This is a genomic window from Bradyrhizobium sp. (assembly GCF_049798375.1).
Classification (GTDB): Bacteria; Pseudomonadota; Alphaproteobacteria; order Rhizobiales; family Xanthobacteraceae; genus Bradyrhizobium.
In genome coordinates, this window is sequence record NZ_JBARGP010000777.1 from 1 (window position 1) to 18,805 (window position 18,805).

The 18,805-nt window shown below is 61.8% G+C and carries 20 protein-coding genes and 1 pseudogene; 12 read left to right on the plus strand and 9 right to left on the minus strand.

Annotated features, from left to right (window positions below; translation table 11 throughout):
- Both WA702_RS29640 and WA702_RS29645 read left to right on the plus strand, forming a co-directional pair.
- A pseudogene (locus WA702_RS29640) lies at positions 1-387 on the plus strand (vitamin B12-dependent ribonucleotide reductase); the annotation flags it as partial.
- Positions 388-1,155: 768 nt separating this feature from the next.
- A complete protein-coding gene (locus tag WA702_RS29645; RefSeq protein WP_425114087.1) occupies positions 1,156-2,475 on the plus strand; it encodes a reverse transcriptase domain-containing protein in 1,320 nt (439 codons plus the stop codon).
- Positions 2,476-2,623: 148 nt separating this feature from the next.
- Here WA702_RS29645 and WA702_RS29650 read toward each other — a convergent pair whose 3' ends face one another.
- From WA702_RS29650 to WA702_RS29660, 3 genes are all read right to left on the minus strand, one after another.
- Positions 2,624-3,220 (minus strand): hypothetical protein, encoded by a 597-nt coding sequence (locus WA702_RS29650; RefSeq protein WP_425114088.1) that lies wholly within the window; start codon positions 3,218-3,220, stop codon positions 2,624-2,626.
- Between the two features lie 51 nt (positions 3,221-3,271).
- Positions 3,272-3,472 (minus strand): hypothetical protein, encoded by a 201-nt coding sequence (locus WA702_RS29655; protein WP_425114089.1) that lies wholly within the window; start codon positions 3,470-3,472, stop codon positions 3,272-3,274.
- 654 nt (positions 3,473-4,126) lie between these two features.
- Positions 4,127-4,354 carry a hypothetical protein gene (locus WA702_RS29660; protein ID WP_425114090.1) on the minus strand — a complete coding sequence of 76 codons (228 nt, stop codon included), beginning with the start codon at positions 4,352-4,354 and terminating at the stop codon, positions 4,127-4,129.
- A 356-nt stretch (positions 4,355-4,710) separates the two neighbouring features.
- Between WA702_RS29660 and WA702_RS29665 the strand changes: the two genes are divergently transcribed.
- The 8 genes from WA702_RS29665 (at position 4,711) to WA702_RS29700 (ending at position 12,697) form a co-directional block, all read left to right on the plus strand.
- The gene (locus tag WA702_RS29665) at positions 4,711-5,136 is read left to right on the plus strand and encodes a hypothetical protein (protein WP_425114091.1); all 426 of its coding nucleotides are present in this window, start codon (positions 4,711-4,713) and stop codon (positions 5,134-5,136) included.
- A gap of 117 nt (positions 5,137-5,253) precedes the next feature.
- The gene (locus WA702_RS29670; protein ID WP_425114092.1) at positions 5,254-5,487 is read left to right on the plus strand and encodes a hypothetical protein; all 234 of its coding nucleotides are present in this window, start codon (positions 5,254-5,256) and stop codon (positions 5,485-5,487) included.
- Positions 5,488-5,702: 215 nt separating this feature from the next.
- Positions 5,703-7,139 carry an HD-GYP domain-containing protein gene (locus WA702_RS29675; protein ID WP_425114093.1) on the plus strand — a complete coding sequence of 479 codons (1,437 nt, stop codon included), beginning with the start codon at positions 5,703-5,705 and terminating at the stop codon, positions 7,137-7,139.
- Between the two features lie 739 nt (positions 7,140-7,878).
- Positions 7,879-9,249: a S41 family peptidase gene (locus WA702_RS29680; protein ID WP_425114094.1), complete on the plus strand. Its 1,371-nt coding sequence runs from the start codon at positions 7,879-7,881 to the stop codon at positions 9,247-9,249.
- A gap of 144 nt (positions 9,250-9,393) precedes the next feature.
- The gene (locus WA702_RS29685) at positions 9,394-9,609 is read left to right on the plus strand and encodes a DUF2945 domain-containing protein (RefSeq protein WP_425114095.1); all 216 of its coding nucleotides are present in this window, start codon (positions 9,394-9,396) and stop codon (positions 9,607-9,609) included.
- 53 nt (positions 9,610-9,662) lie between these two features.
- On the plus strand, positions 9,663-10,208 hold the full coding sequence (locus WA702_RS29690; RefSeq protein ID WP_425114096.1) for a DUF488 family protein: 546 nt from the start codon (positions 9,663-9,665) through the stop codon (positions 10,206-10,208).
- Between the two features lie 259 nt (positions 10,209-10,467).
- Positions 10,468-11,154 carry a transglycosylase SLT domain-containing protein gene (locus WA702_RS29695; RefSeq protein ID WP_425114109.1) on the plus strand — a complete coding sequence of 229 codons (687 nt, stop codon included), beginning with the start codon at positions 10,468-10,470 and terminating at the stop codon, positions 11,152-11,154.
- A 100-nt stretch (positions 11,155-11,254) separates the two neighbouring features.
- Positions 11,255-12,697: a DHA2 family efflux MFS transporter permease subunit gene (locus WA702_RS29700; RefSeq protein WP_425114097.1), complete on the plus strand. Its 1,443-nt coding sequence runs from the start codon at positions 11,255-11,257 to the stop codon at positions 12,695-12,697.
- Positions 12,698-12,771: 74 nt separating this feature from the next.
- Here WA702_RS29700 and WA702_RS29705 read toward each other — a convergent pair whose 3' ends face one another.
- Positions 12,772-13,011 (minus strand): hypothetical protein, encoded by a 240-nt coding sequence (locus WA702_RS29705; RefSeq protein WP_425114098.1) that lies wholly within the window; start codon positions 13,009-13,011, stop codon positions 12,772-12,774.
- A 141-nt stretch (positions 13,012-13,152) separates the two neighbouring features.
- Positions 13,153-13,386 carry a DUF2171 domain-containing protein gene (locus WA702_RS29710; RefSeq protein ID WP_425114099.1) on the minus strand — a complete coding sequence of 78 codons (234 nt, stop codon included), beginning with the start codon at positions 13,384-13,386 and terminating at the stop codon, positions 13,153-13,155.
- A 207-nt stretch (positions 13,387-13,593) separates the two neighbouring features.
- On the opposite strand from WA702_RS29710, the gene WA702_RS29715 reads away from it, so the two are divergent.
- Together WA702_RS29715 and WA702_RS29720 are read left to right on the plus strand one after the other, a co-directional pair.
- Positions 13,594-13,863 (plus strand): DUF2312 domain-containing protein, encoded by a 270-nt coding sequence (locus WA702_RS29715; protein ID WP_425114100.1) that lies wholly within the window; start codon positions 13,594-13,596, stop codon positions 13,861-13,863.
- A gap of 294 nt (positions 13,864-14,157) precedes the next feature.
- Positions 14,158-14,349, plus strand: a complete 192-nt coding sequence (locus tag WA702_RS29720) for a hypothetical protein (protein ID WP_425114101.1) — start codon at positions 14,158-14,160, stop codon at positions 14,347-14,349.
- A 29-nt stretch (positions 14,350-14,378) separates the two neighbouring features.
- On the opposite strand, the gene WA702_RS29725 is transcribed toward WA702_RS29720, so the two are convergent.
- From WA702_RS29725 to WA702_RS29740, 4 genes are all read right to left on the minus strand, one after another.
- The gene (locus tag WA702_RS29725) at positions 14,379-15,104 is read right to left on the minus strand and encodes a DUF3750 domain-containing protein (protein ID WP_425114110.1); all 726 of its coding nucleotides are present in this window, start codon (positions 15,102-15,104) and stop codon (positions 14,379-14,381) included.
- Positions 15,105-15,513: 409 nt separating this feature from the next.
- Positions 15,514-16,299, minus strand: coding sequence for a DUF2066 domain-containing protein (locus tag WA702_RS29730; RefSeq protein ID WP_425114102.1), 786 nt, complete (start codon positions 16,297-16,299; stop codon positions 15,514-15,516).
- Positions 16,300-16,451: 152 nt separating this feature from the next.
- Entirely contained in the window at positions 16,452-17,339 is an 888-nt protein-coding gene (locus tag WA702_RS29735) for a sulfotransferase family 2 domain-containing protein (protein ID WP_425114103.1), read from the minus strand.
- A 619-nt stretch (positions 17,340-17,958) separates the two neighbouring features.
- Positions 17,959-18,255: a copper-binding protein gene (locus WA702_RS29740; RefSeq protein ID WP_425114104.1), complete on the minus strand. Its 297-nt coding sequence runs from the start codon at positions 18,253-18,255 to the stop codon at positions 17,959-17,961.
- Positions 18,256-18,805: the final 550 nt, after the last annotated feature.

Consider the following 18,805-nt stretch of genomic DNA (forward strand, 5'->3'; position numbering starts at 1 on the left):
GGCCTGACCCGCTCGCGCACCGACAACCTCGTGATGATGCGCGGCACGGCGAGCGGCAGCGAAGGCAGCGGCACGGCGAGCCGCGTCACCTCGCTGGCCTCGCACGGCGCTACCTCGCGGGCCGGCGATTCGGTCGAAGGTGCGGTCGCCCTGAAGCAGGACCCGCATCACGACCTCTCGCCCACCGAAAAGCTGGAAGCGCAACAGTGGAGCAAGGCCGGCACCGCCGCCGCAACGCAGACCGTCACCAAGGCCGAGCGCCGCGCCGAAGCCAAGGCCAAGGGCTACGAAGGCGAAATGTGCGGCGAGTGCGGCAACTTCACCCTGGTACGGAACGGGACGTGCATGAAGTGCGATACGTGCGGATCGACGACCGGGTGTTCGTAATCTCAGTAGGCGGCCAACACAGATCAAAGGCGCTGCGGAGAATGCAGCGCCTTTTTCGCATCTCACTCCGCAGCTCAACTAGAAACCTGTCCGCGTGTCGATTCGATTTGGCCGAATATCCGCATTTTCTACACTAGATATGGACGGAAAATGTGGAAAACACCTACCTTATATTGAAGTTCTTCTTATGTTCTGACATAATATCATTGCTCGATTCGCTCGCTTCTGGCGGCTGGGCTCCTTGTGAGCGTCGGTGTAGCTGGGGGCGAGGACCGCGAGGCTTTGGCTTCAGCGGTTCAGGTAGCACCCGAAGTTCGCTCGCCGCGCCTTCGGAGCCTTGGAGATCGAACTTCGCGCCTGGCTGAAGGGAAACTGGCCGTAGCCCTAACTATCAAGGGGACTCATCGGACGGTCAGCAGCTTTTCTTTCTCGTTGGTCGTGGAGGGCCGCTGGCCGGACTTGACGGACGCCGCAAAAAGGCTAGCCGACAAGTAAGGAGGGCCAGATGACCCGGACATGCAAAAACGTGCCACTCGTACGGCACGCCTCGCCGCTGCTATTTGCGCAGCGGCTCCGATCTACCCGCTTCTGGCGGCTGGGCTCCTTGTGAGCGTCGGTCTAGCTGGGGGCGAGGACCGCGAGGCTTTGGCTTCAGCGGTTCAGGTAGCACCCGAAGTTCGCTCGCCGCGCCTTCGGAGCCTTGGAGATCGATAACGCCTTCGGCCGGGAGCGGGTTTACCGGTGAGCTCCTACACCAACTGAGCTGAAATGAGCATTGATCTATCCAGATTAGTTCGATCTCGATCTGTCCTTCAGCGCTCCTGGGGAGTTGTCAGGAGTTCTGGTTTAAGCTCTCGTAGTGCAGAGACCCAACGAAAAACGAAAGAGTTCGACGCAAATTCGCTCAACAATATCGAGCGAATTATTAGAAAGCTAAGAAACGGCACCTTTCGTTTTTCGAATGAGTTGGGCGTCGCGCTACGAAAAGCACCTGGAAAACATGGACATCGCCCTCTTGTAGTTGCGCCGATCGAAAATCGAATTGTACGGCGCGCGATCCTGGAAGTTCTCCAAGGATATGACAGTGCGTCACCCCACCATCGGAAAACGTGGAGCGGCGTTAGCGCGATCCGAGAAATAATGGAGACTCCAACAAGTGTTGGAGGAATTGCTGGTCGTGGTGTTCCTTATGGTCTTTCCCTGATCGATTCAGCCATAAAAGCGGGTCACCACCGGTTCATTCGTTCGGATATCCGAGATTTTTTTACGCGTATCCCTCTGGAACAGATAAACAATTTTGTCCGCAAAGCCGTCCAGGAAGACGCTTTTTGCAATTTGTTTTCTCAAGCCCTCGAAACCAACCTTGCTAACAAAGAAGAATTAGAAGAGCGAAAGCACTTTACGCTCTTTCCGACCAATGACATTGGCGTCGCTCAAGGATCGGCACTGTCAGCGCTTGCTGGCAATATCATTCTGCACACTTTTGATGTAGAAATGAATGGTCGCGGCATCGTCTGCGTGCGCTACATCGACGATTTCATCTTACTTGGAACGAGCGAAAAAAATGTCGCGGCAGCTTTTCGGTCAGCTCAGATGCGATTGAGCCAATTGGGCATGAGTGCGTATGACATTGATGACGAGAAAGCCCGCAGATCCGGAAAAGTTGATAGCGGCAATATTCACGATGGAACAAACGTGCTCGGCTACCGAATTTCGGCAGGATCGTTACAGCCGAGCTCCGCGGCTAAAAAAGCTTTGCTCGAGAAAATTGACCGCATAATCCTCGAAGCTAAGCATGCGATGAGCGACGCAGCGGCTGGAAAGCCCCATTCACGTGCGCGCCTCTACCATCACGCATTGACTTTGATTGATCGCACAGTGTGGGGCTGGTCCCAGGCATTTAAGTACGCAAATGTCGAACACGCTCTGCAAAGTCTCGACACACAGATCGACGAACGGATTTTCTCTCTTCAAAATACGGCTCATCAGCTCACGAGAGATGCGTCGCCTCTTGCAAAACGCAGGATCAATGGCATTCATCTTGTACAGAACACTTACGCCTTCCCTTTACCCGAACTGAGCCCGTAGGGCGGACTAAAGAAGCGGAATGCACCGGCCATAGATGCGGCGGTTTACGGCTTCGCCGACCCCGCCCAATAGTACGCGCAACTTCGCCAATAACGACTGCCCGAAACAAAGTTACGGGTGACAGTGCACTTTACTCTCTGTAGGCCTATTACTCCGCCGCTAGCCTTACCACCTGCCGCCCGCCATTCATGTCCCGGAGCTTGTTGACGTAGTCCTCGGGACGGGTCCACCGGTTCGGCGTCTCCAAGCCCATAAAGCTCGCGATGCTGCCGATGAACGAGGTGCAATTGGCGATTTCCGCGCTCCACACCGGCGAGCTCGCCTGCAACTTCCTAATGTAGGCGAACACCCGCTTGGCGTCGGCTTCGTTCAGATAGACGCGGTAGCTCGCGGTCAGATAGTCCGGATCGAGATCGCCGTAGCTGGCGCCGGTCTCCGACGGCACGAAGGCGACATAACCGAGCATGTAGGACAGCGTGTCGCCGGCCGGCGTCAGGCCGGCCACCTCGACCGCCTTCTCGCTGCTCTTGCCATACCAGACGAAGGCGTGGCCCCAGCTCGCGGCGGTGCGCGCCCTGAAGTCGACGTAGTAAGGCCCCTTGGCCTCGGACGTGCGCCGTTCGGGCGCACGCCCCTTGACCTCATGTCCGGTCGCGGCGAAGCCCGGCCGCGCGGAGGCTGTCTGCACGGCGCACGGCGTCAGCAGTGTTGCCAAGGATAGTCCAACCAAGCACCAGCGTTGCATGGCAAGCACGCTCCCAGGATTCATGACCTCATGCAAAAAGGCTGAGCGTGCTCAGTAGCCGCGGCGGACCACAGGTCCGGGAGCGTAGACCGGCGCCTTGCCGACCGGAGACTTGCCGATCGGAGCCTTCCCGATCGGCATCTTGCCGACAGCGGGCTGCTCATAGACCGGCTGCGGACGCGGCAGGTCGGCAGCATGGGCCATGGTCACCAACGCGAGCATGGCGCCCGCCGAAATTACGAACTTCTTCACTCGACGATCTCCTCGAGTTTGGACGACGCCCCAGTCGTTCCTCAGCGGCACGACCATGAACGGCGGAATGCGTCGAGAGTGGGGCGATCACGAAGGCCCGGCGTGATCCCGCCAGCAAGTGCGGCAAATATGTCGCACGGCCATTCCGGCGTTCGCACCTCGAATTACAGTCATGCTGCACTTTACGTGTCGCATTTACGACAGCCAAGGGCCCCGAGCCGATCCTGCTGCGCCTCTCTATCCGGCACGCTCGCCGCGCGGTCTCAATGAAGGCCCAGGCGTTCTCAGGCCTCCGCCCGAGCCTGGTTCCTGGCGGGCTCATGCCGCGCCAGCCTCGATGAACGATCCAAGCAAAACGGCTCGCCCCCGGAATGGGACGAGCCGTTCGCGACCGAGCTTTCGCTCGATTAGATCACGATGCGATTACACAGAATCGCATCGTGATCTCATCTCTTTGTTTGAGCATGATCTTTTCGGAAAACCGGTTTCCACTTTTCCGGATCATGCTCTAGTGCAGATGAACTAACCAATAGCCGGCGCCGCCAACGACGATGACGGCGGGCACGGCCCACAACAGCAATACGGGCATCGCTTGTCCTCCTCGAAGTCTGCGCGGTCAGGGCTGGGCCGAGATATCGACCCAGGCCCCGACAGTTACTGTTCGGTGCAAACCTTGGTGGTCTTGACCGCGGACTCGGCTTCCGTCTTGGTCTTGTAGACGCCGTCGCCCACCACCGTCGTGGTCGTCGTCGTCGGCTTGCTGTCGACCACGGTGCACTTCTTGGTGCTGGCATCGCGCACCACGTAGAACTCGGCGGCGCTGGCGACCTGCGTGCCGAGAGCAAAGGCGGCAAGGGCAGTGCAAACGATGAGCTTCTTCATTTGATTTCCTCCAGTTGACATGGACGTAGTCCGTGCCAACGGCTTCTACTCTTGAATGTTCCACTTCTTCCCGATTTATGGAACGCGCAAACGCTGAAGAAGCACGTCGATTGCATTCGCAGATAGGGAATCCTGCGAGGTTGGTGTCGAGGTATTGCACCTTTATCCCAAAACTCTGGGACAACTTCGGCGTCACCTTTCGCGTCCGATCGCATGTTGTGCATCGGCAGATCACCTGCAGAGCTGCTCGCCGGTCAGTGCGGTTTCACAGGGCGGGGACGTCCGGCGGCCTTCGCGCGCCGCCTCGGAATTCGCCCGGGATGGAGCGGAGGCAGCGTGCGCATGAGCGAGATCGATTGAAATTCGCCGTCCACGGCGCGATGCGCAGCAGGTCCCGGCTCGGGATCGGCCGCGCGCATCGTCACAACGATCACGCGGCGAGCCTGTGTCGCAGTGTGCACGAGGTCGTAACCCCCTACAGATTGGCGAAGCGCAATCCGCAGACCATCCCACGCGGCGGTCGAACGGCATCGCCGACGAGCACCGCTCCCGTTCCGAAGTGGGCTGCGACGCCGACCCTGTTACAAAGCTGCGCGCCCTACTTCGGCGGCTGCAGCCCCGGGCTTGACGCCCATCTGCCGGCGTTTTCCCGCACGTCGTCCTGGCTCGGTCTCACCGGCGGTTTCGAGTCCCGCGGGATTTTTGGAAATTCGATTTTCTTGTCCATGATCGGATCTCCCTTCTGGCATCGGCTTAAACCTCCGAAGATGAAGCTACAATGAACAAGTTATTGATTTCGCTAGTCGAATTTACTCATTTGGCGATTTTGACGAGATTGGTGGAACTTGAGTTTCCTACTCAGAGTTAGATGTTTACTCACCAGGAGGACGGGACCGGTCGTGAACAAGCTCCGCGAGGAACGTCTGCAAATCATGCTGTCGCCGGAGGAGCTTGCAGTCGTCGACGACTTTCGGTTCATGCATCGCATGCCGACGCGCGCCGCCGCGGTCCGGGAGCTTCTCAAGCTGGGACTGGCCTCAGCGGGCATGACACAGGCGGACGGCAGCAAGTCGGCCAATTACGGCGTGCTGCGCCGCGGACCGAACAGCTATACCGACGACAACGAAGCCTGACGCTCGATCTTGGCGCCTCCGGCTGGATCGCCCCTGCCCGCGGTTCGACGATCAGATCCTGGCCTGCTGTTATACGCGCAAGCCCCAGCGCCGAGTTTCGGTCCTCTTAACCAACCGGATTGCTGCGCCGTCCCGCATACATCCCGTTAATTCCGTCATGCTCAAGTCCGGCTTTGGAGATCCGAGCCGCCGGCCGGCTCCCTCGGAGCTTGATGATGGAACGCGCGCCGCTCGCCAAGACGCAAATCGACACTACGCAAATCGACACGACCCAAATCGACACGACGCAACTCGACATTCCGCAGTTCGACACCATCGCGCTGTCCGAATTGCTGACCGCGCTCAGCCAGGCGCTGGATCTCACCGAGGGACAGCCGGCCGGCCATTGCGTGCGATGCAGCCGCATCGGTGTCGAGATCGGCCGGGACATCGGCCTCGGCGAGGATGAAATCGCCGAGCTCTACTACGCGGTGCTGTTGAAGGATCTCGGCTGCAGCAGCAATGCCGCGCGGATTTGCGAGCTGTATCTGACCGACGATCTCTCCTTCAAGCAGGACTTCAAGTTCATCGATGGCAGCTTGCCGCAGGCGCTGCGCTTCGTGCTGAGTCATACCGGGCTCAAGGCCGGCCTCGCCGAACGCTTCCGGGCCATCATCAACATATTCCAGAATGGCGGCGAGATCGCGCGCGAGTTGATCGAGACGCGATGCCATCGCGGCGCCGACATCGCCCGCAAGATGCGCTTCTCCGAACCGGTCGCCGAAGGCATCAGGAATCTCGACGAGCACTGGGATGGCAGCGGCAAGCCGCTCGGCCGGCGCGGCCAGGACATCCCGATCTATTCGCGGATTGCGCTGATGGCACAGGTCATCGATGTATTCCAGGTCTCGAACGGCGCCGACGCGGCGCTGCGGGAGACGCAGAACCGCTCCGGAACATGGTTCGATCCCGAACTCGTCGCGGCTTTCGAGCGCGTGGCGGCCCGGCCGGGCTTCTGGGAGTCATTGCAGGCCACCGATCAGCGCGCCGGTGCTTCGGCCGAGGCGCCGGCTCAGGCACGCGTGGCGGTCGACGAAGATTATCTCGACGACATCGCGGCGGCGTTCGCCCAGGTGGTGGATTCCAAAAGCCCCTACACCGCCGGCCATAGCGAGCGCGTCACGCTGTTTACCGACATGATTGCCGAGCAGCTCGCGTTCAGCACCACGCAGCGACGCTGGCTCAAGCGGGCCGCGCTGCTTCACGACATCGGCAAGCTCGGTGTCAGCAACGCGATCCTGGACAAGCCGGGCAAGCTGGACGATGCCGAGTGGGCCGCGATGCGCATGCATCCCGTCCATTCCGAGGCGATCCTGTCACGCATCAGCGCGTTCAGCGAGCTCGCTCCGATTGCCAGCGCCCATCACGAGCGGCTGGATGGCAAGGGCTATCCGCGCGGCCTGTCCGGCGAGCAGATCGGCCTGGAAACCCGCATTATCACGGCAGCGGATATCTTCGATGCGCTGACAGCCGATCGGCCCTATCGCGCGGCGATGCCGATCACGAAAGCGTTGGCGATCATGTCCGACATGGTCGGCACCCAGATCGATGCGGAGTGTTTTGCCGCCCTCCGCCATGGCCTCGGCCGCATCGACGAGACGCTGGCCGCCTGATCGGCGTGGCAGCAGTCCCGACGTCACCGGCTGAAAGCGACGGCGCCGCATTGATGGGCCGCGTCACAGGTAGCCACGCTGCGACTTGCCACATCCCCCTGATTTGCCCCCTGTCCAGCCCTTCGGATAAAAATAAATCACTTTCTATTTTGCCGAAATGATGGTTTGATCATGCCCGTCCCGCCTCGACCAAGAGGCGCGTATCGCGATCGTCACGAACGTGGAGCGCGGGATGCGATGGGCGTATCGGCTGCAGCGTGATTGATTCATGCGGACGAACAGCGCGATACGCACGGCGAAATCGTGTGGTCCTGGCATCCCGGTGCTGATGCCGAGCCGCAACGCGCTTCGCGCGTTGTCGCGACACGGGGACAAGAGAGCCGGTCCCCGAGGAGAGCGCGTATAAGCCGTCAACCATTGCGCAGGGAAGGCCGGTTATTGGCTGAACCTGTGGTTCTGCCGCGTGCTTTCTTCTGCACGCGGACCATGGGTATCAGCGGATACCCGGCCTTCCCTGCGCCCTCTCGTTCTCGAAGGGCGATGCCTCGCACAGCTCGGGCCGGCCAGGTCGCGAGATCGCGTCATCGTGTCAGGCGCATCCCGATCCAACTTGCCAAGCCCCGGTCGGCTCGCTTATGCAATTTTGCGCGTGCTGCGAGTTCCCGATTGAAACAAAGCGCTGCTTCGCCCGTTCCTGCAACGTTGCGATGCCCGCCAACCCCATGAGGATAACGCGATCATGATCAAATCCCGATTGGCAATCGCCGGTCTGATTGCGGGCGCAAGCGCGATCGCTCTCCCCTTCGTTGCCGCCGTCGCCGTTCAGGATACCGGTCTCGCGCCGCAGGATCTCGCGGTACTGGCCGGCGTGATTCAGCTGGTCCGCCAGGACTACGTCCATCCGGTCGGCTCCGAAGAGCTGGTCAAGGACGCGCTCAAAGGCATGCTCACGCGCCTCGACCCGCACTCCGACTACATGGACGCGCAGGAGTTCAAGGATTCGCAGGCCGACATGGCCGGGAAATTCGGCGGGCTCGGCATGCAGATCTCCGAGCAGGACGGCGTGCCGAAGATCATTGCGCCGATCGACGGCACGCCGGCGGCCCGCGCCAAGCTCGAGCCGGGCGACCGCATCGTGCTGATCGACCATACCAGCACCCAAGGCGTGAGCCTGCAGAAGGTGGTCGACCAGTTGCGCGGCGATCCCGGCACCAACGTGACCATCACCATCCTGCGCGGCAAGCAGGATCCTTTCGAGGTCACGCTGACCCGCGAGATCATCAAGGTCGAGTCGGTGAAAGCGGAACTCAAGCCCGGCAACATCGGCTATGTCCGCATCACCCAGTTCGGTGGCGACACCTCGGACGGATTCAAGAAGGCGCTGACGGACTTCAAGCACAACGCCAATGGCGGCTTGAAAGGCCTCGTGATCGATCTGCGCAACGACCCCGGCGGGCTGCTGTCCGCGGCCGTCGACGTCGCCGGCGATCTGCTCGACGGCGGCGCGGTGGTCAGCATCCATGGCCGGCAAGCCGATGATCAGCGCAGCTTCGATGCGCCCACGCATGGCGACATGCTGCCCGGCGTCCCCGTCGTGGTGCTGATCAATGGCGCCTCCGCATCGGCCTCCGAGATCGTCGCAGGTGCCCTGCAGGATCGGCATCGCGGCACCATTCTGGGTACGCAAAGCTTCGGCAAAGGCTCAGTGCAGACCATCGTCCCGCTAAAGGGACATGGCGCTGTCAGGCTGACGACCGCGCTGTATTATACGCCCTCGGGCCGCTCGATCCAGGATGATGGCATCGCGCCCAATGTCATCGTCGAAGCGCCCAAGGACCAGCAGATCAGCGGCGGCCCGCTGCTGCGCGAAGGCGCGCTGCAAGGCGCCTTCAAGAACCCGGGACCGCTCAATGCGAAGCCCGGCGCGGGTGCTGCGCCCGCCGATACGGCGCAGACCAAGTCGGCCTATTCGGCGCCGATCAAGGCGGACCTGATCGGCAAGCCCGAGGACGAGCAGTTGAAGACGGCGCTGGCTTATTTCGGTGAGCATGCCTCCAAGCAGCCTGATGCAGCCAACCAGCCGCAGGGAGCGCCCGGAGGCAAGCTGTAGTCGGTAATCCGTAGGGCGGATTAGCGGCTTGTCCGCCGTAGCTCAAAGAGCGAAGGCGGAAGCGTCATCCGCCGACCATTCGAGGTGGCGGGTTGCGGCTCCGCCTAACCCGCCCACCGCGAACGCACAATTGCGAGGCCAGTGATGACCAAGTTTGCGAAGGGCGACCACGTCTCCTGGAATTCGGAGGCGGGTCATGTGTCGGGGCACATCGTCGCGGTGCATGTGCGCGACTTCGACTACAAGGGTCACCGCCATCATGCCAGCAAGGACAGCCCGCAATACGAGATCAAGAGCGACAAGACCGACCACATCGCGGCCCACAAAGAGAGCGCCCTGACCAGGCTCGGCGGCAAATAGGATCGCGACCCGGCTGAATGACACAGCGCCCATCTTCCGAGGCCACAACGACGATGACAGGCAACCCGCTGCCCGTCTTCACCATCGGCCATTCCACGCGCACGATCGCCGACTTCGTGACCCTGCTCAGAGCCGGTGAGGTTCAGCTCGTCGTCGACATCAGGCGGATGCCGCGCTCGCGGACCAACCCGCAGTACAATATCGACGCGCTGCCGGGCGCGCTCGCGCCGTACCAGATCGGCCACATGCGCATCGCCGAGCTCGGCGGCTTGCGCAAGAAGCTCGACATCCCGCCCGAGACCAACAGTTTCTGGACCAACCGCAGCTTCCACAATTATGCCGACTATGCACTGACGGATGAGTTTCAGCGCGGCTTCGATTGCCTTCTGCAGGTATCGGCCAAGCAGCGCGCGGCGATCATGTGCGCCGAGGCGGTGTGGTGGCGCTGTCATCGACGCATCGTCGCCGATTACCTGATCGCGACCGGCCGCACTGTGTATCATCTGATGGGCACAGACCAGGTGCAGGTGGCGACATTAACAGCAGGCGCCGTCCGCGACGGCGGCAGGCTGCATTATCCGGCCGTGAAGGACGAATAGGGGACTGAGATGATCTCGGTGCCGTCATTCGCTGGCCGCGGGAGTGACATGATGGGTTTCGCTCGCGCTCACCTGCCCTTACAAGCGGGCCTCTCATTCTCCGAGCAGGTCATCATTCGTGCCGCCCCGCCCCGCCAAATCCGCCAGCAAGTCCCGCGCGGGAAAACGCTGGAGCGCCCTGCTCCGCAGCCTCAAAGGCTGGCGGCTGGGCTATTGGGCGCAGCGAACCCTGGGCGCGACATTCCGGCCGGTCAGGACCATGATTGTGGTCGCGATCCTGCTCGTCGTGCTGTTCGTGGTGAACATCGCCTATCAATTGATCCGCAAGCCGACCGAGCTGTTCTTCATCGCCGGCCACCGGCTCGACAAGGAGCCGCCGGACACTTGGCGCAGCTACGGCGCGCTGTTCCGGACCTATTCCACCGCCGCGATCCCGCCCGAGCTGCTGGCGGCGCTGGCGCAGACCGAAAGCTCCGGCAATCCGGTGGCGCGCACCTATTGGCGCTGGCGGCTCGCGCTCAATCCGCTCGCGATCTACAAGCCCGCCTCGAGCGCGGTCGGCCTCTACCAGACGACCGATCCGGCCTATGCGGAAGTGGCCCGCTATTGCATCCGCGACCATGCGGTGGTGGACGATGATTGCGGGATCGGCCCCTATCTGCGCGTGGTCCCGAGCCATGCCGTCGAGCTCGCGTCGGTATACCTGAATCGACAAATGGCGTTCGTGCTGGCGCGCGCACCCGGCGCCAAGCCGTCTCCGCAGCAGACGCAGGATCTCGCCACCATCATTCATCTCTGCGGCGCCGGCCCGGCGCTGGCCTATGCGCGCCGCGGCTTCCAGATGCCCGACAGCGAGCGCTGCGGCGATCATCTCGTCTCCGGCTATCTCGGCCGGGTCAACGCCATGAAAAGGGAGTTCAAGCGGCTGGCCAGCAGCCCAAATTAGCCGCGCGGGGGGCACGCGGAGGCAGCTCTGCAGCCCTGCACACGAGCTTCACGCTGGCGGAGGTTGTTGCAGTGCAATCGGGCCATTACACCCTTGTCTCATGCATGGCGCTCATGCCGCGCCCGCCGCGGAGACCTTCCCCACCGAGCAGAATCCGCGGCTGCGGCTGATCATTCCGGCCGTGGTCGGGATCGCCTTCCTGATGGAGCAGCTCGACTCCACCATCATCGCCACCGCCATCCCCGAAATGGCCGGCGGGCTCGGCACCACGGCGCTGCGGCTGAACCTCGCGATCACGGCCTATGTGCTGACCCTGGCCGTGTTCATCCCGGTGAGCGGCTGGTTCGCCGACCGGTTCGGCGGCCGGCGCATCTTCGCGCTCTCGCTGCTGATCTTCACCGTCAGCTCGGCGCTGTGCGGCCTGTCGCAGAATTTCGAGATGCTGCTGGCGATGCGCGTCCTGCAGGGACTCGGCGGCGCCATGATGACGCCGGTCGGCCGGCTGGTCCTGCTGCGCAGCTTTCCGCGCAGCCAGCTAGTGACCGCGATGACCTATATGACGCTGCCTGCCATCATCGGCCCGGTGATCGGGCCGCTGCTCGGCGGCATTCTCACCACCTATCTGTCCTGGCGCTGGATCTTCTACGTCAACATCCCGTTCGGCGTGCTCGGCATCATGATGGCGCTGCGCTATTTCGGCGATATCCGTGGCGATCGCGCGGTGGCGTTCGACTTTCGGGGATTCCTGATCATCGGTCTCGCCGCCGCGCTCTTGCAGTTCGGCATCGAGAACATCGCACGTCCGATGATCCCGGCGCCCTTGATCGCCGCCGTGCTGGTGGCCGCTGTCCTGCTGCTGCTCGCGTTCGGCTGGCATGCGCGCCGGATCGCCGATCCCGCCGTCGACCTCACGCTGTTCCGGCTGCGATCCTTCAGCGTGGGGACGCTGGCGGGCGGGCTGTGCCGGATCGGCATCAATGCCGTCCCGTTCCTGTTGCCGCTGATGCTTCAGCTCGGTTTCGGCATGAGCCCGATCGAGTCGGGTTCGTTGACCTTCGTCAGCGCCGCGAGCTCGCTGCTGGTCCGGCCGGTCGCGGGACGCCTGCTACGCCTGTTCGGCTTCGGCCACGTGCTGTTCTGGAGCGCGGTGGCGGCCTCGCTGCTGATCGCGGGCTTCGCCCTGCTCACGCCGCAGACGCCGCATCTGTTGATCGCGGCCTATGTGTTCGTGTTCGGCCTGTCGCGCGCCTCGCAATTCATGACATCCAACACGCTGTCCTACGCGGACATGCCGTCGGCACAGTTGAGCGGCGCCACCAGCCTCGGCGGCGTCCTGCAGCAGCTGAGCGTCAGCTTCGGCGTCTCGCTAGGCGCGATGTTCCTTGGCCTGGTGGCGCGCGAGGGCGCGCCGCTGACGCCGGAAGCCTTCCACCACGCCTTCCTGCTGCTGGCCGTGCTTCCGCTGCTGTCGCTGCCCGGCTTCCTGTTCCTGCGCGCGGACGATGGGGCCGAAGTCAGCCAGTACCGGCTGAAGCGAAGCTGAGGCGTGGCAAGGGAACACACGAAAAACGGCCCCCTTTCGGGGGCCGTCTTCCGCAACGTGTAACGCGTTACACGTTAATCGTCCCAATCATTGTAGTGATGGCGCCTGATCACGACCGTGCGATCACCGTCGTGATCATACCATCCGCGGTGCCAACCATGGTCATGGGCATAGAACCGCGGGCCATCGTAGTCACGATAGTAGCGGTCGCCGCCGACGCCGATGTGAACACCGAAATCCTCAGCGCTTGCCACGGTCGGTGCCGTGACTGCGAGGGTCGCAAGTGCGGCGAGAACATAGGGAAGTTTCGACATGATCGTCTCTCCTCTCGTTACCCTGGAGAGAAAACGAATGCGCCGGACCGCCGTTCCGGTTTCAGCGGCGAAACTTTCTTGAACGCGTATTCAGGCAGTTCCCGAGACATCGTTTCGACTCTGCCTGCATCCATGATCAAGCTATTTCTCTTCCTCCATCGTCACAGCCACGGCGCCCGCCGCAGACAGCCGTACCTTGTTGCCTTCCACACCGGCAACAAGTCCCTTGTCGATGAAATGATGATGGCCCTTGTGGCTACCCTCGCCGCTGTCCTTCTTGGTCAGCTTGATGCGGTTACCCTCGACCTTGTCGACGGTGCCGACATGCACGCCGTCGGCGCCGATCACTTCCATATGCTCTTTGATCTCGGTCATTGGCCTCTTCCCTGTGGTTGGATGGACGTTCATCGCCGCGCAATGGATGCTGATGTCAGCCATGAGGCGCCGATTGAACGAACATTCAACAGGCCCTCGGGTTCCGCGTTAAGCACGTCGCAATCATGTGCGCCCCGACGATCGACGTTAACACCTTGGTGATTTTTTTGCCGGCATTTTCATGGTCTCCTTCAGCAGAGAGGCACCATGTCTGACATCAGCGTTCCCGGCGGCCGTATCCGTTCCTTCATCGAGCGGATCGAAAATCTGGACAGCGAATTGCAAGAGTTGAACGAGCAGAAGAAAGAAGTGTTCTCGGAAGCCAAGGGCGAAGGCTTCGATGTCAAGATCCTCAAGGAGATCATCAAGCTGAGGAAGCAGGACCAGGATGAGCGCGACGAACACGAGACGCTGCTCGACGTATATCTGCGGGCGCTCGAAACGTCCGAGAAGGAGCCCGTAGCCAAGGCGGCTTGAGACTGCACGGCATTTGTAACCGACACGGAGAAGGCGGATGTGCAATCCGCCTCTCAACTCGTGCCGAATGCGCATCGAATGGACTCTGCGCGAGATAGGCGTCGATCCCGAATTGCTCGACATCGTCAACCGCAACTCGGCCTCGCATCGGGTGACGGAATTGCCCTCGTCCGACTGGCCGAGGCGTCGCCGCAACGAAACCATAGCAGGCGTCGTCGGCTCGGATGCCGGCGAAGGATGCCATCGCGGAACCTTCGTTGGCGCACGGCGTTCGAGCGTCAATGGAGGACGCCCATGTTGCGAGATGACCAGATCGCCGTGCTCTGTGATATCGGACAGTCGATCGCTTTTGCGGATAACAAGCAGGGCCAGGTCGACGAGCTGATCCGTGAAGGCTATGTCGCCAAGGATGGCGACCTCTACGAGCTGACGCCGAAAGCGGAAAAGATTTTGCTCGATCGCGGTGCCGGCTTGAACGAAGCCTGAAACAGCCGTCGCAACGCGGGTCCTGACGTTCACGTCAAGGGCACACCGAGCCGGCCGAGACCCGGAAATTTGAACGCCGGCCGACGCAGGTCGAGTCCGAGCACACCACCGAGAAAATTCAACTCGATCCCCTCGACCCAGCCGACCGTCAGGCCGAGATAACCGCCGAGCGAGACGAACAGGCCGGTGCCGGAGGCGGTGCGGCCCCACCAGCCGGCATAAGGATAATCCTTGCCGATCGCGGTCGGCGGCAGCACCGCATGCAGTTCGGGCACAGCATTGAGCGCGGCCTGGACGAAGGTGTTGGAGTTTGGCCCGGGCCAGGTCTGATAATCGCCCAAGCTGCGAAAGCGATAGCTCTCGATCACGGCACGGATCTTCGGAATCACGCCCTGCGCGTCGTCGCCGTCAACGGCAAGCACGGTCTCCGGCAAGGCGCCGAACCATCGACCGTCGGGCGCAAAACCATCGACGCGGATCGGTTCGCCCCAGGCGGTGTAGTCATAGCGCGCGTAGCGGGCCGCGCCGCGCTCCTTCAGCACGATCCAGCAATGAACTGCAAAGATGCCGCGCCAACGGACGGTACGCGCGGCATAAACCCGGATAAGCGCGTCCTGATCCTGCGAGGGCGGCGGCAGCAGCCCGGCACTCGAACGGTCGGCGGTCTGCCAATTACCGCGGCGATTGCCGACCGCAACGTAGCTGGCGGCCGAGATCGCGATCGGGCCGAAAAGGAGGAACAACAACAGCAGCACGGATTTCTTCACGAGGATCAGGCGACCGGCAGGATAGCAGGCGATGCCTATGATGTAGTCATCGTCGCCGCGCACCGCCAGCCATGACTTCGCATCGTGCGTTCAGAACATTTGCCAAGCGGATGTGGTAGCGATCGCGGCCGCCGCTGGCGATCTCGGAGTCCCATCGCATTGCGGCCGTTCGATAAAATTACGGCCGGCAGGCCAACGACCCAGAACCCTGATCTGGCATAAACGATTCTTCAACATCGTTGCCGAGTTCCATAGTTCATGCAGGTTACCATGCTCATTACTCTCGTCGCTCTGCTCTGCAACGGCCCGCTCTGTATGGATAAGGTCGTGACCAAGTGCATCGCCGGCAAATACACGCCCAAAAGCCAGGCTTGATGCGGGCCGGCGCGGCAACTGCCTAGCCTGGATCGCCGTTTCCCGACAGCAACTGCGCCGCCCCGCCGATGCCGCGACGAAATGCGCCGTCGAAAGTAACGCCGCGCATCTTCCATCGATGCGACTGTCCATCGGCATCGAGCCGCCACTCCGTGACCCAGCCGAGTTCATCATCATCCCAGACGAGTCGTCCGACCATGACGGCCTCGGCGCCTTGTGCCGCCACCAATTGCGCCAGCGTCTCGGTGGGTGCCGTCATCAGCGCGGCATCGTTGCCATTCGTCTTGGCGACGGATGCCTCATCCGGCAGCACGATAGTCATGCCGCGCCTGGATGCCGCAATCCCCAAGGAATCGCGCTGCAGATCCGACTGCTTGCCGTCTGCGGTAACAATGAAGTGACGTCCCGCGGGCACCATGGTGACGATGACACCAAGCGTCGGCCGATGTGACAGCCATGGCTTCAGCCCGAGCGTGCTCAGTAGCTGATCGATTTTCGGCTTGTCGAAATCGACGATCAAATCATAGGGCCGGTCGCGCGTGCCCTGCTCGTCGCGCTTGGGCTTGCCCGACATCTGATCGTGATAGTCGAAGGCGGTGACGAAATCGGCCGCGCGCGCTTTGGCGGGATCGAGGCGCGGGTCGCCTGCGAGCTTCACCGCACCGGAGACCTTGATGAGGACGTCTTCGAGGCAGGCGCCAAAGCCGATCAGACGGTTGGGCTCCCCCTGCCCGGTCACCGCCGTCTGCGCGCGATAGAGATCGTCAGCACATGCCGTCGCGACGTTGAGCGGGATAAGGAGCAACAATCCGAGGAGGAGGTTCCGAACATCCACGCCATGCCAATGTCGAGCCATGCCGATGATCCCACATGTCAGGACGCATCATCCGATATCACGCAGCATATACACGCGCGAGAGTAACGGGAACCGGATTCATCGCTATCGGCGCCGCCTGGCTCTTACGCCGGCATTGCGCGGACAAGAGGTCGGAGGATATCGGGGCGATGACGTGGCCAGCCGCGATCCGCTGTCCCGGCCCTCGCCGTCGCGGTGTCGCACGAGCGCAGCGTCGGCAGGATCGTCTGCTCGAATCTGGTTCTTGCAGCGGCATAGAGTGCAATGTCCACAGCGTTCAGCCGCCGGATCAAATCGAGGTCGTCGGACGAAACCGTTGCCGCCGAGGACCGCTCGGACGCGGCGTTCATCCGCTTCAGCGGCACCTCGCGCCCGATGGCATCGGAGAGCGCGAGTAGGCTCTCCGAAAAATACTCGACGATCCCGACGAAGTCGAAAGTAGCGAGGTTATGCGCGGCCTGGCGATGCAGATCGACGATCGTGTGCTGATGCTCCGGCCTGATATCGAACGCCAGCGCCTTGGCCTGAAAATTCTCGGTCACCATGCGCACGCCGGGCTCGTCGCAGCGCAGGAATTCGGACAGGGTCAGCGCCTTGGCAGCGCCGGTCGCCCGCTGGCTATATCCGGAGACCGGCGAGCCCGACCGCAGGAAATGATAGTTGGAGATTACCCGCTCCACGGGGTCCCTGAGAAACGTCATCAGGTAGCGGTCGCCACGCAGCTTGGCAACATGCTGATAACCGAAATGGCCGATGACGAGATCGTTGATCGCGACCTCGGCGGCGGTGACCGTGTCGAAGCTCTGCAGCGACTCGTGCAGGATCGCGGTGCCCTGCATGGTCTCGAACAACGCGTGCTGCACCGAGGTCCCTGCCGTCTTGCCGATATGCAGGAAGCAAAGCTGCCGGCCCCGAAGGCCTGGTGGCAACGGCGCCTTGCCGGTGCGCAGAGTCTCGAGGCTGCGCAGAATGCGGTCGCGCTCGTCGCGCACCGAAGTCAGCTCCGACGCGAGATTCCGATAGGCAGCGAATCCCAGGCGCAGGATTCGGTAACGACGGTAGCCATTCTGCACCGCGACCCACAGCGCACCGTCGTCGCGCGTGCGCCGTCTGATCTCTGCCCAAAACCCCCATCCGCCGAATCCCCCCCTCGACAACGCGCCGCCGCAATGGCGACCACACAGCCAGAACTGACCGCCGCCATGTTCTCCATGTTGCGTTCGACGATCATCTCGCGAGGCGGATTAAGCCGGTGACCCAGACGAGGTTCAAATTAAGTCTTGGTAACCCGCACAGATTGCAGGCCCGTGTCACGTTTCGATCTCAACGCCTTTCACAGGCAATGATCAAAACGCACCAACCCCCTTATTCGACTGATCCGAATGACATCTTCCCAATGTGGAGCACCCACAGGCCATGCTCGCGACGGTTGCGTTTCGTGTCAGATTGTTACGCATTGTAACACAATATGTTACCACACGTAACATTAAATATAAATAGTGGATGTTTCGGCTCGCTCTCCGCGCGCGCGTCGCTTGCCCAATTGGGACGAGCCGGCGCGCCGCCGGCTCATCCCCTCACGCGGGCTATCCCGCGGAGCACCGCGAGTGCCTACTGTCGATCCAGCTTGGTGATCGTCTTGCTGCCGCCGCTGTCGGCGGTGGAAAAGGTCACGCGATCGCCGACGTGGACGTTCTCCATCATCGCGGCGTCCTTGACCTTGAACTGCTCGGCTGCACCACCGGTGTTGGCGCCCACCGTACCGGTCTGGATGCGCTGAAGCGCGATAGTACTGTTCAGCCGGTTGATGAAGGTGACCACGCCCGTGGCGCCCTGATCGGCCGCCTGGGCCGATAGGCTGATGGCGGCGGCCGTGACACCTGCGAAAAGAATTGCTGCTGCTCTCATCGGCCTTCTCCAATCTTATTTTATTTCAGTACGGCGGCTTGACCTTCGCCCGCGTCGCCGCAACGCGCGGCACCCTCACGCTTCGCCCTCTGCGGCAACAAGACGTCGTCCCCGCTCTTGGTTCCGGGAACCATACGCATAATAGCGCGCAAACGCGGCGCTTTCGTGAGGCGCTCATAGCGCGATATCGCTGTTGCGGGCCACCGCGAGCTCAATTTCATCAGTGTGTTGTCCGATATCCGATCAAGCGCAATCGTCGCCTGATCAGTTGCGGTACTTTGTTGTTGCAACATGCCGCACCCGTCGCGCGCAGGATGATGGTCACAGGCACTGACACTTCCCGGTATCGTGCTGCGCAGATCAATGAGTATTCATCATCATGTCATAAACCGTCTTGACAGCGCGGCACGATGAGAGGAGCATCACCCGCGTCGTTCGAAGCGGCGAGTCGGAACAGCGACATCGACCGCTACGGCGACAACCTTCGACCAGAGCAAAGGGAGGTTCGATGAGTCCACCTCCGTACCAGATCCGCTGAGTGCTCCGGTTG

Excerpts from the sequence above, each read along its gene's own strand:
- WA702_RS29645 (WP_425114087.1), top strand. The coding sequence starts at position 1,156 with ATGAGCATTGATCTATCCAGATTAGTTCGATCTCGATCTGTCCTTCAG.
- WA702_RS29650 (WP_425114088.1), bottom strand. The coding sequence starts at position 3,220 with ATGCAACGCTGGTGCTTGGTTGGACTATCCTTGGCAACACTGCTGACG.
- WA702_RS29660 (WP_425114090.1), bottom strand. The coding sequence starts at position 4,354 with ATGAAGAAGCTCATCGTTTGCACTGCCCTTGCCGCCTTTGCTCTCGGC.
- WA702_RS29675 (WP_425114093.1), top strand. The coding sequence starts at position 5,703 with ATGGAACGCGCGCCGCTCGCCAAGACGCAAATCGACACTACGCAAATC.
- WA702_RS29680 (WP_425114094.1), top strand. The coding sequence starts at position 7,879 with ATGATCAAATCCCGATTGGCAATCGCCGGTCTGATTGCGGGCGCAAGC.
- WA702_RS29685 (WP_425114095.1), top strand. The coding sequence starts at position 9,394 with ATGACCAAGTTTGCGAAGGGCGACCACGTCTCCTGGAATTCGGAGGCG.
- WA702_RS29690 (WP_425114096.1), top strand. The coding sequence starts at position 9,663 with ATGACAGGCAACCCGCTGCCCGTCTTCACCATCGGCCATTCCACGCGC.
- WA702_RS29695 (WP_425114109.1), top strand. The coding sequence starts at position 10,468 with ATGATTGTGGTCGCGATCCTGCTCGTCGTGCTGTTCGTGGTGAACATC.
- WA702_RS29700 (WP_425114097.1), top strand. The coding sequence starts at position 11,255 with ATGCATGGCGCTCATGCCGCGCCCGCCGCGGAGACCTTCCCCACCGAG.
- WA702_RS29705 (WP_425114098.1), bottom strand. The coding sequence starts at position 13,011 with ATGTCGAAACTTCCCTATGTTCTCGCCGCACTTGCGACCCTCGCAGTC.
- WA702_RS29710 (WP_425114099.1), bottom strand. The coding sequence starts at position 13,386 with ATGACCGAGATCAAAGAGCATATGGAAGTGATCGGCGCCGACGGCGTG.
- WA702_RS29715 (WP_425114100.1), top strand. The coding sequence starts at position 13,594 with ATGTCTGACATCAGCGTTCCCGGCGGCCGTATCCGTTCCTTCATCGAG.
- WA702_RS29720 (WP_425114101.1), top strand. The coding sequence starts at position 14,158 with ATGTTGCGAGATGACCAGATCGCCGTGCTCTGTGATATCGGACAGTCG.
- WA702_RS29740 (WP_425114104.1), bottom strand. The coding sequence starts at position 18,255 with ATGAGAGCAGCAGCAATTCTTTTCGCAGGTGTCACGGCCGCCGCCATC.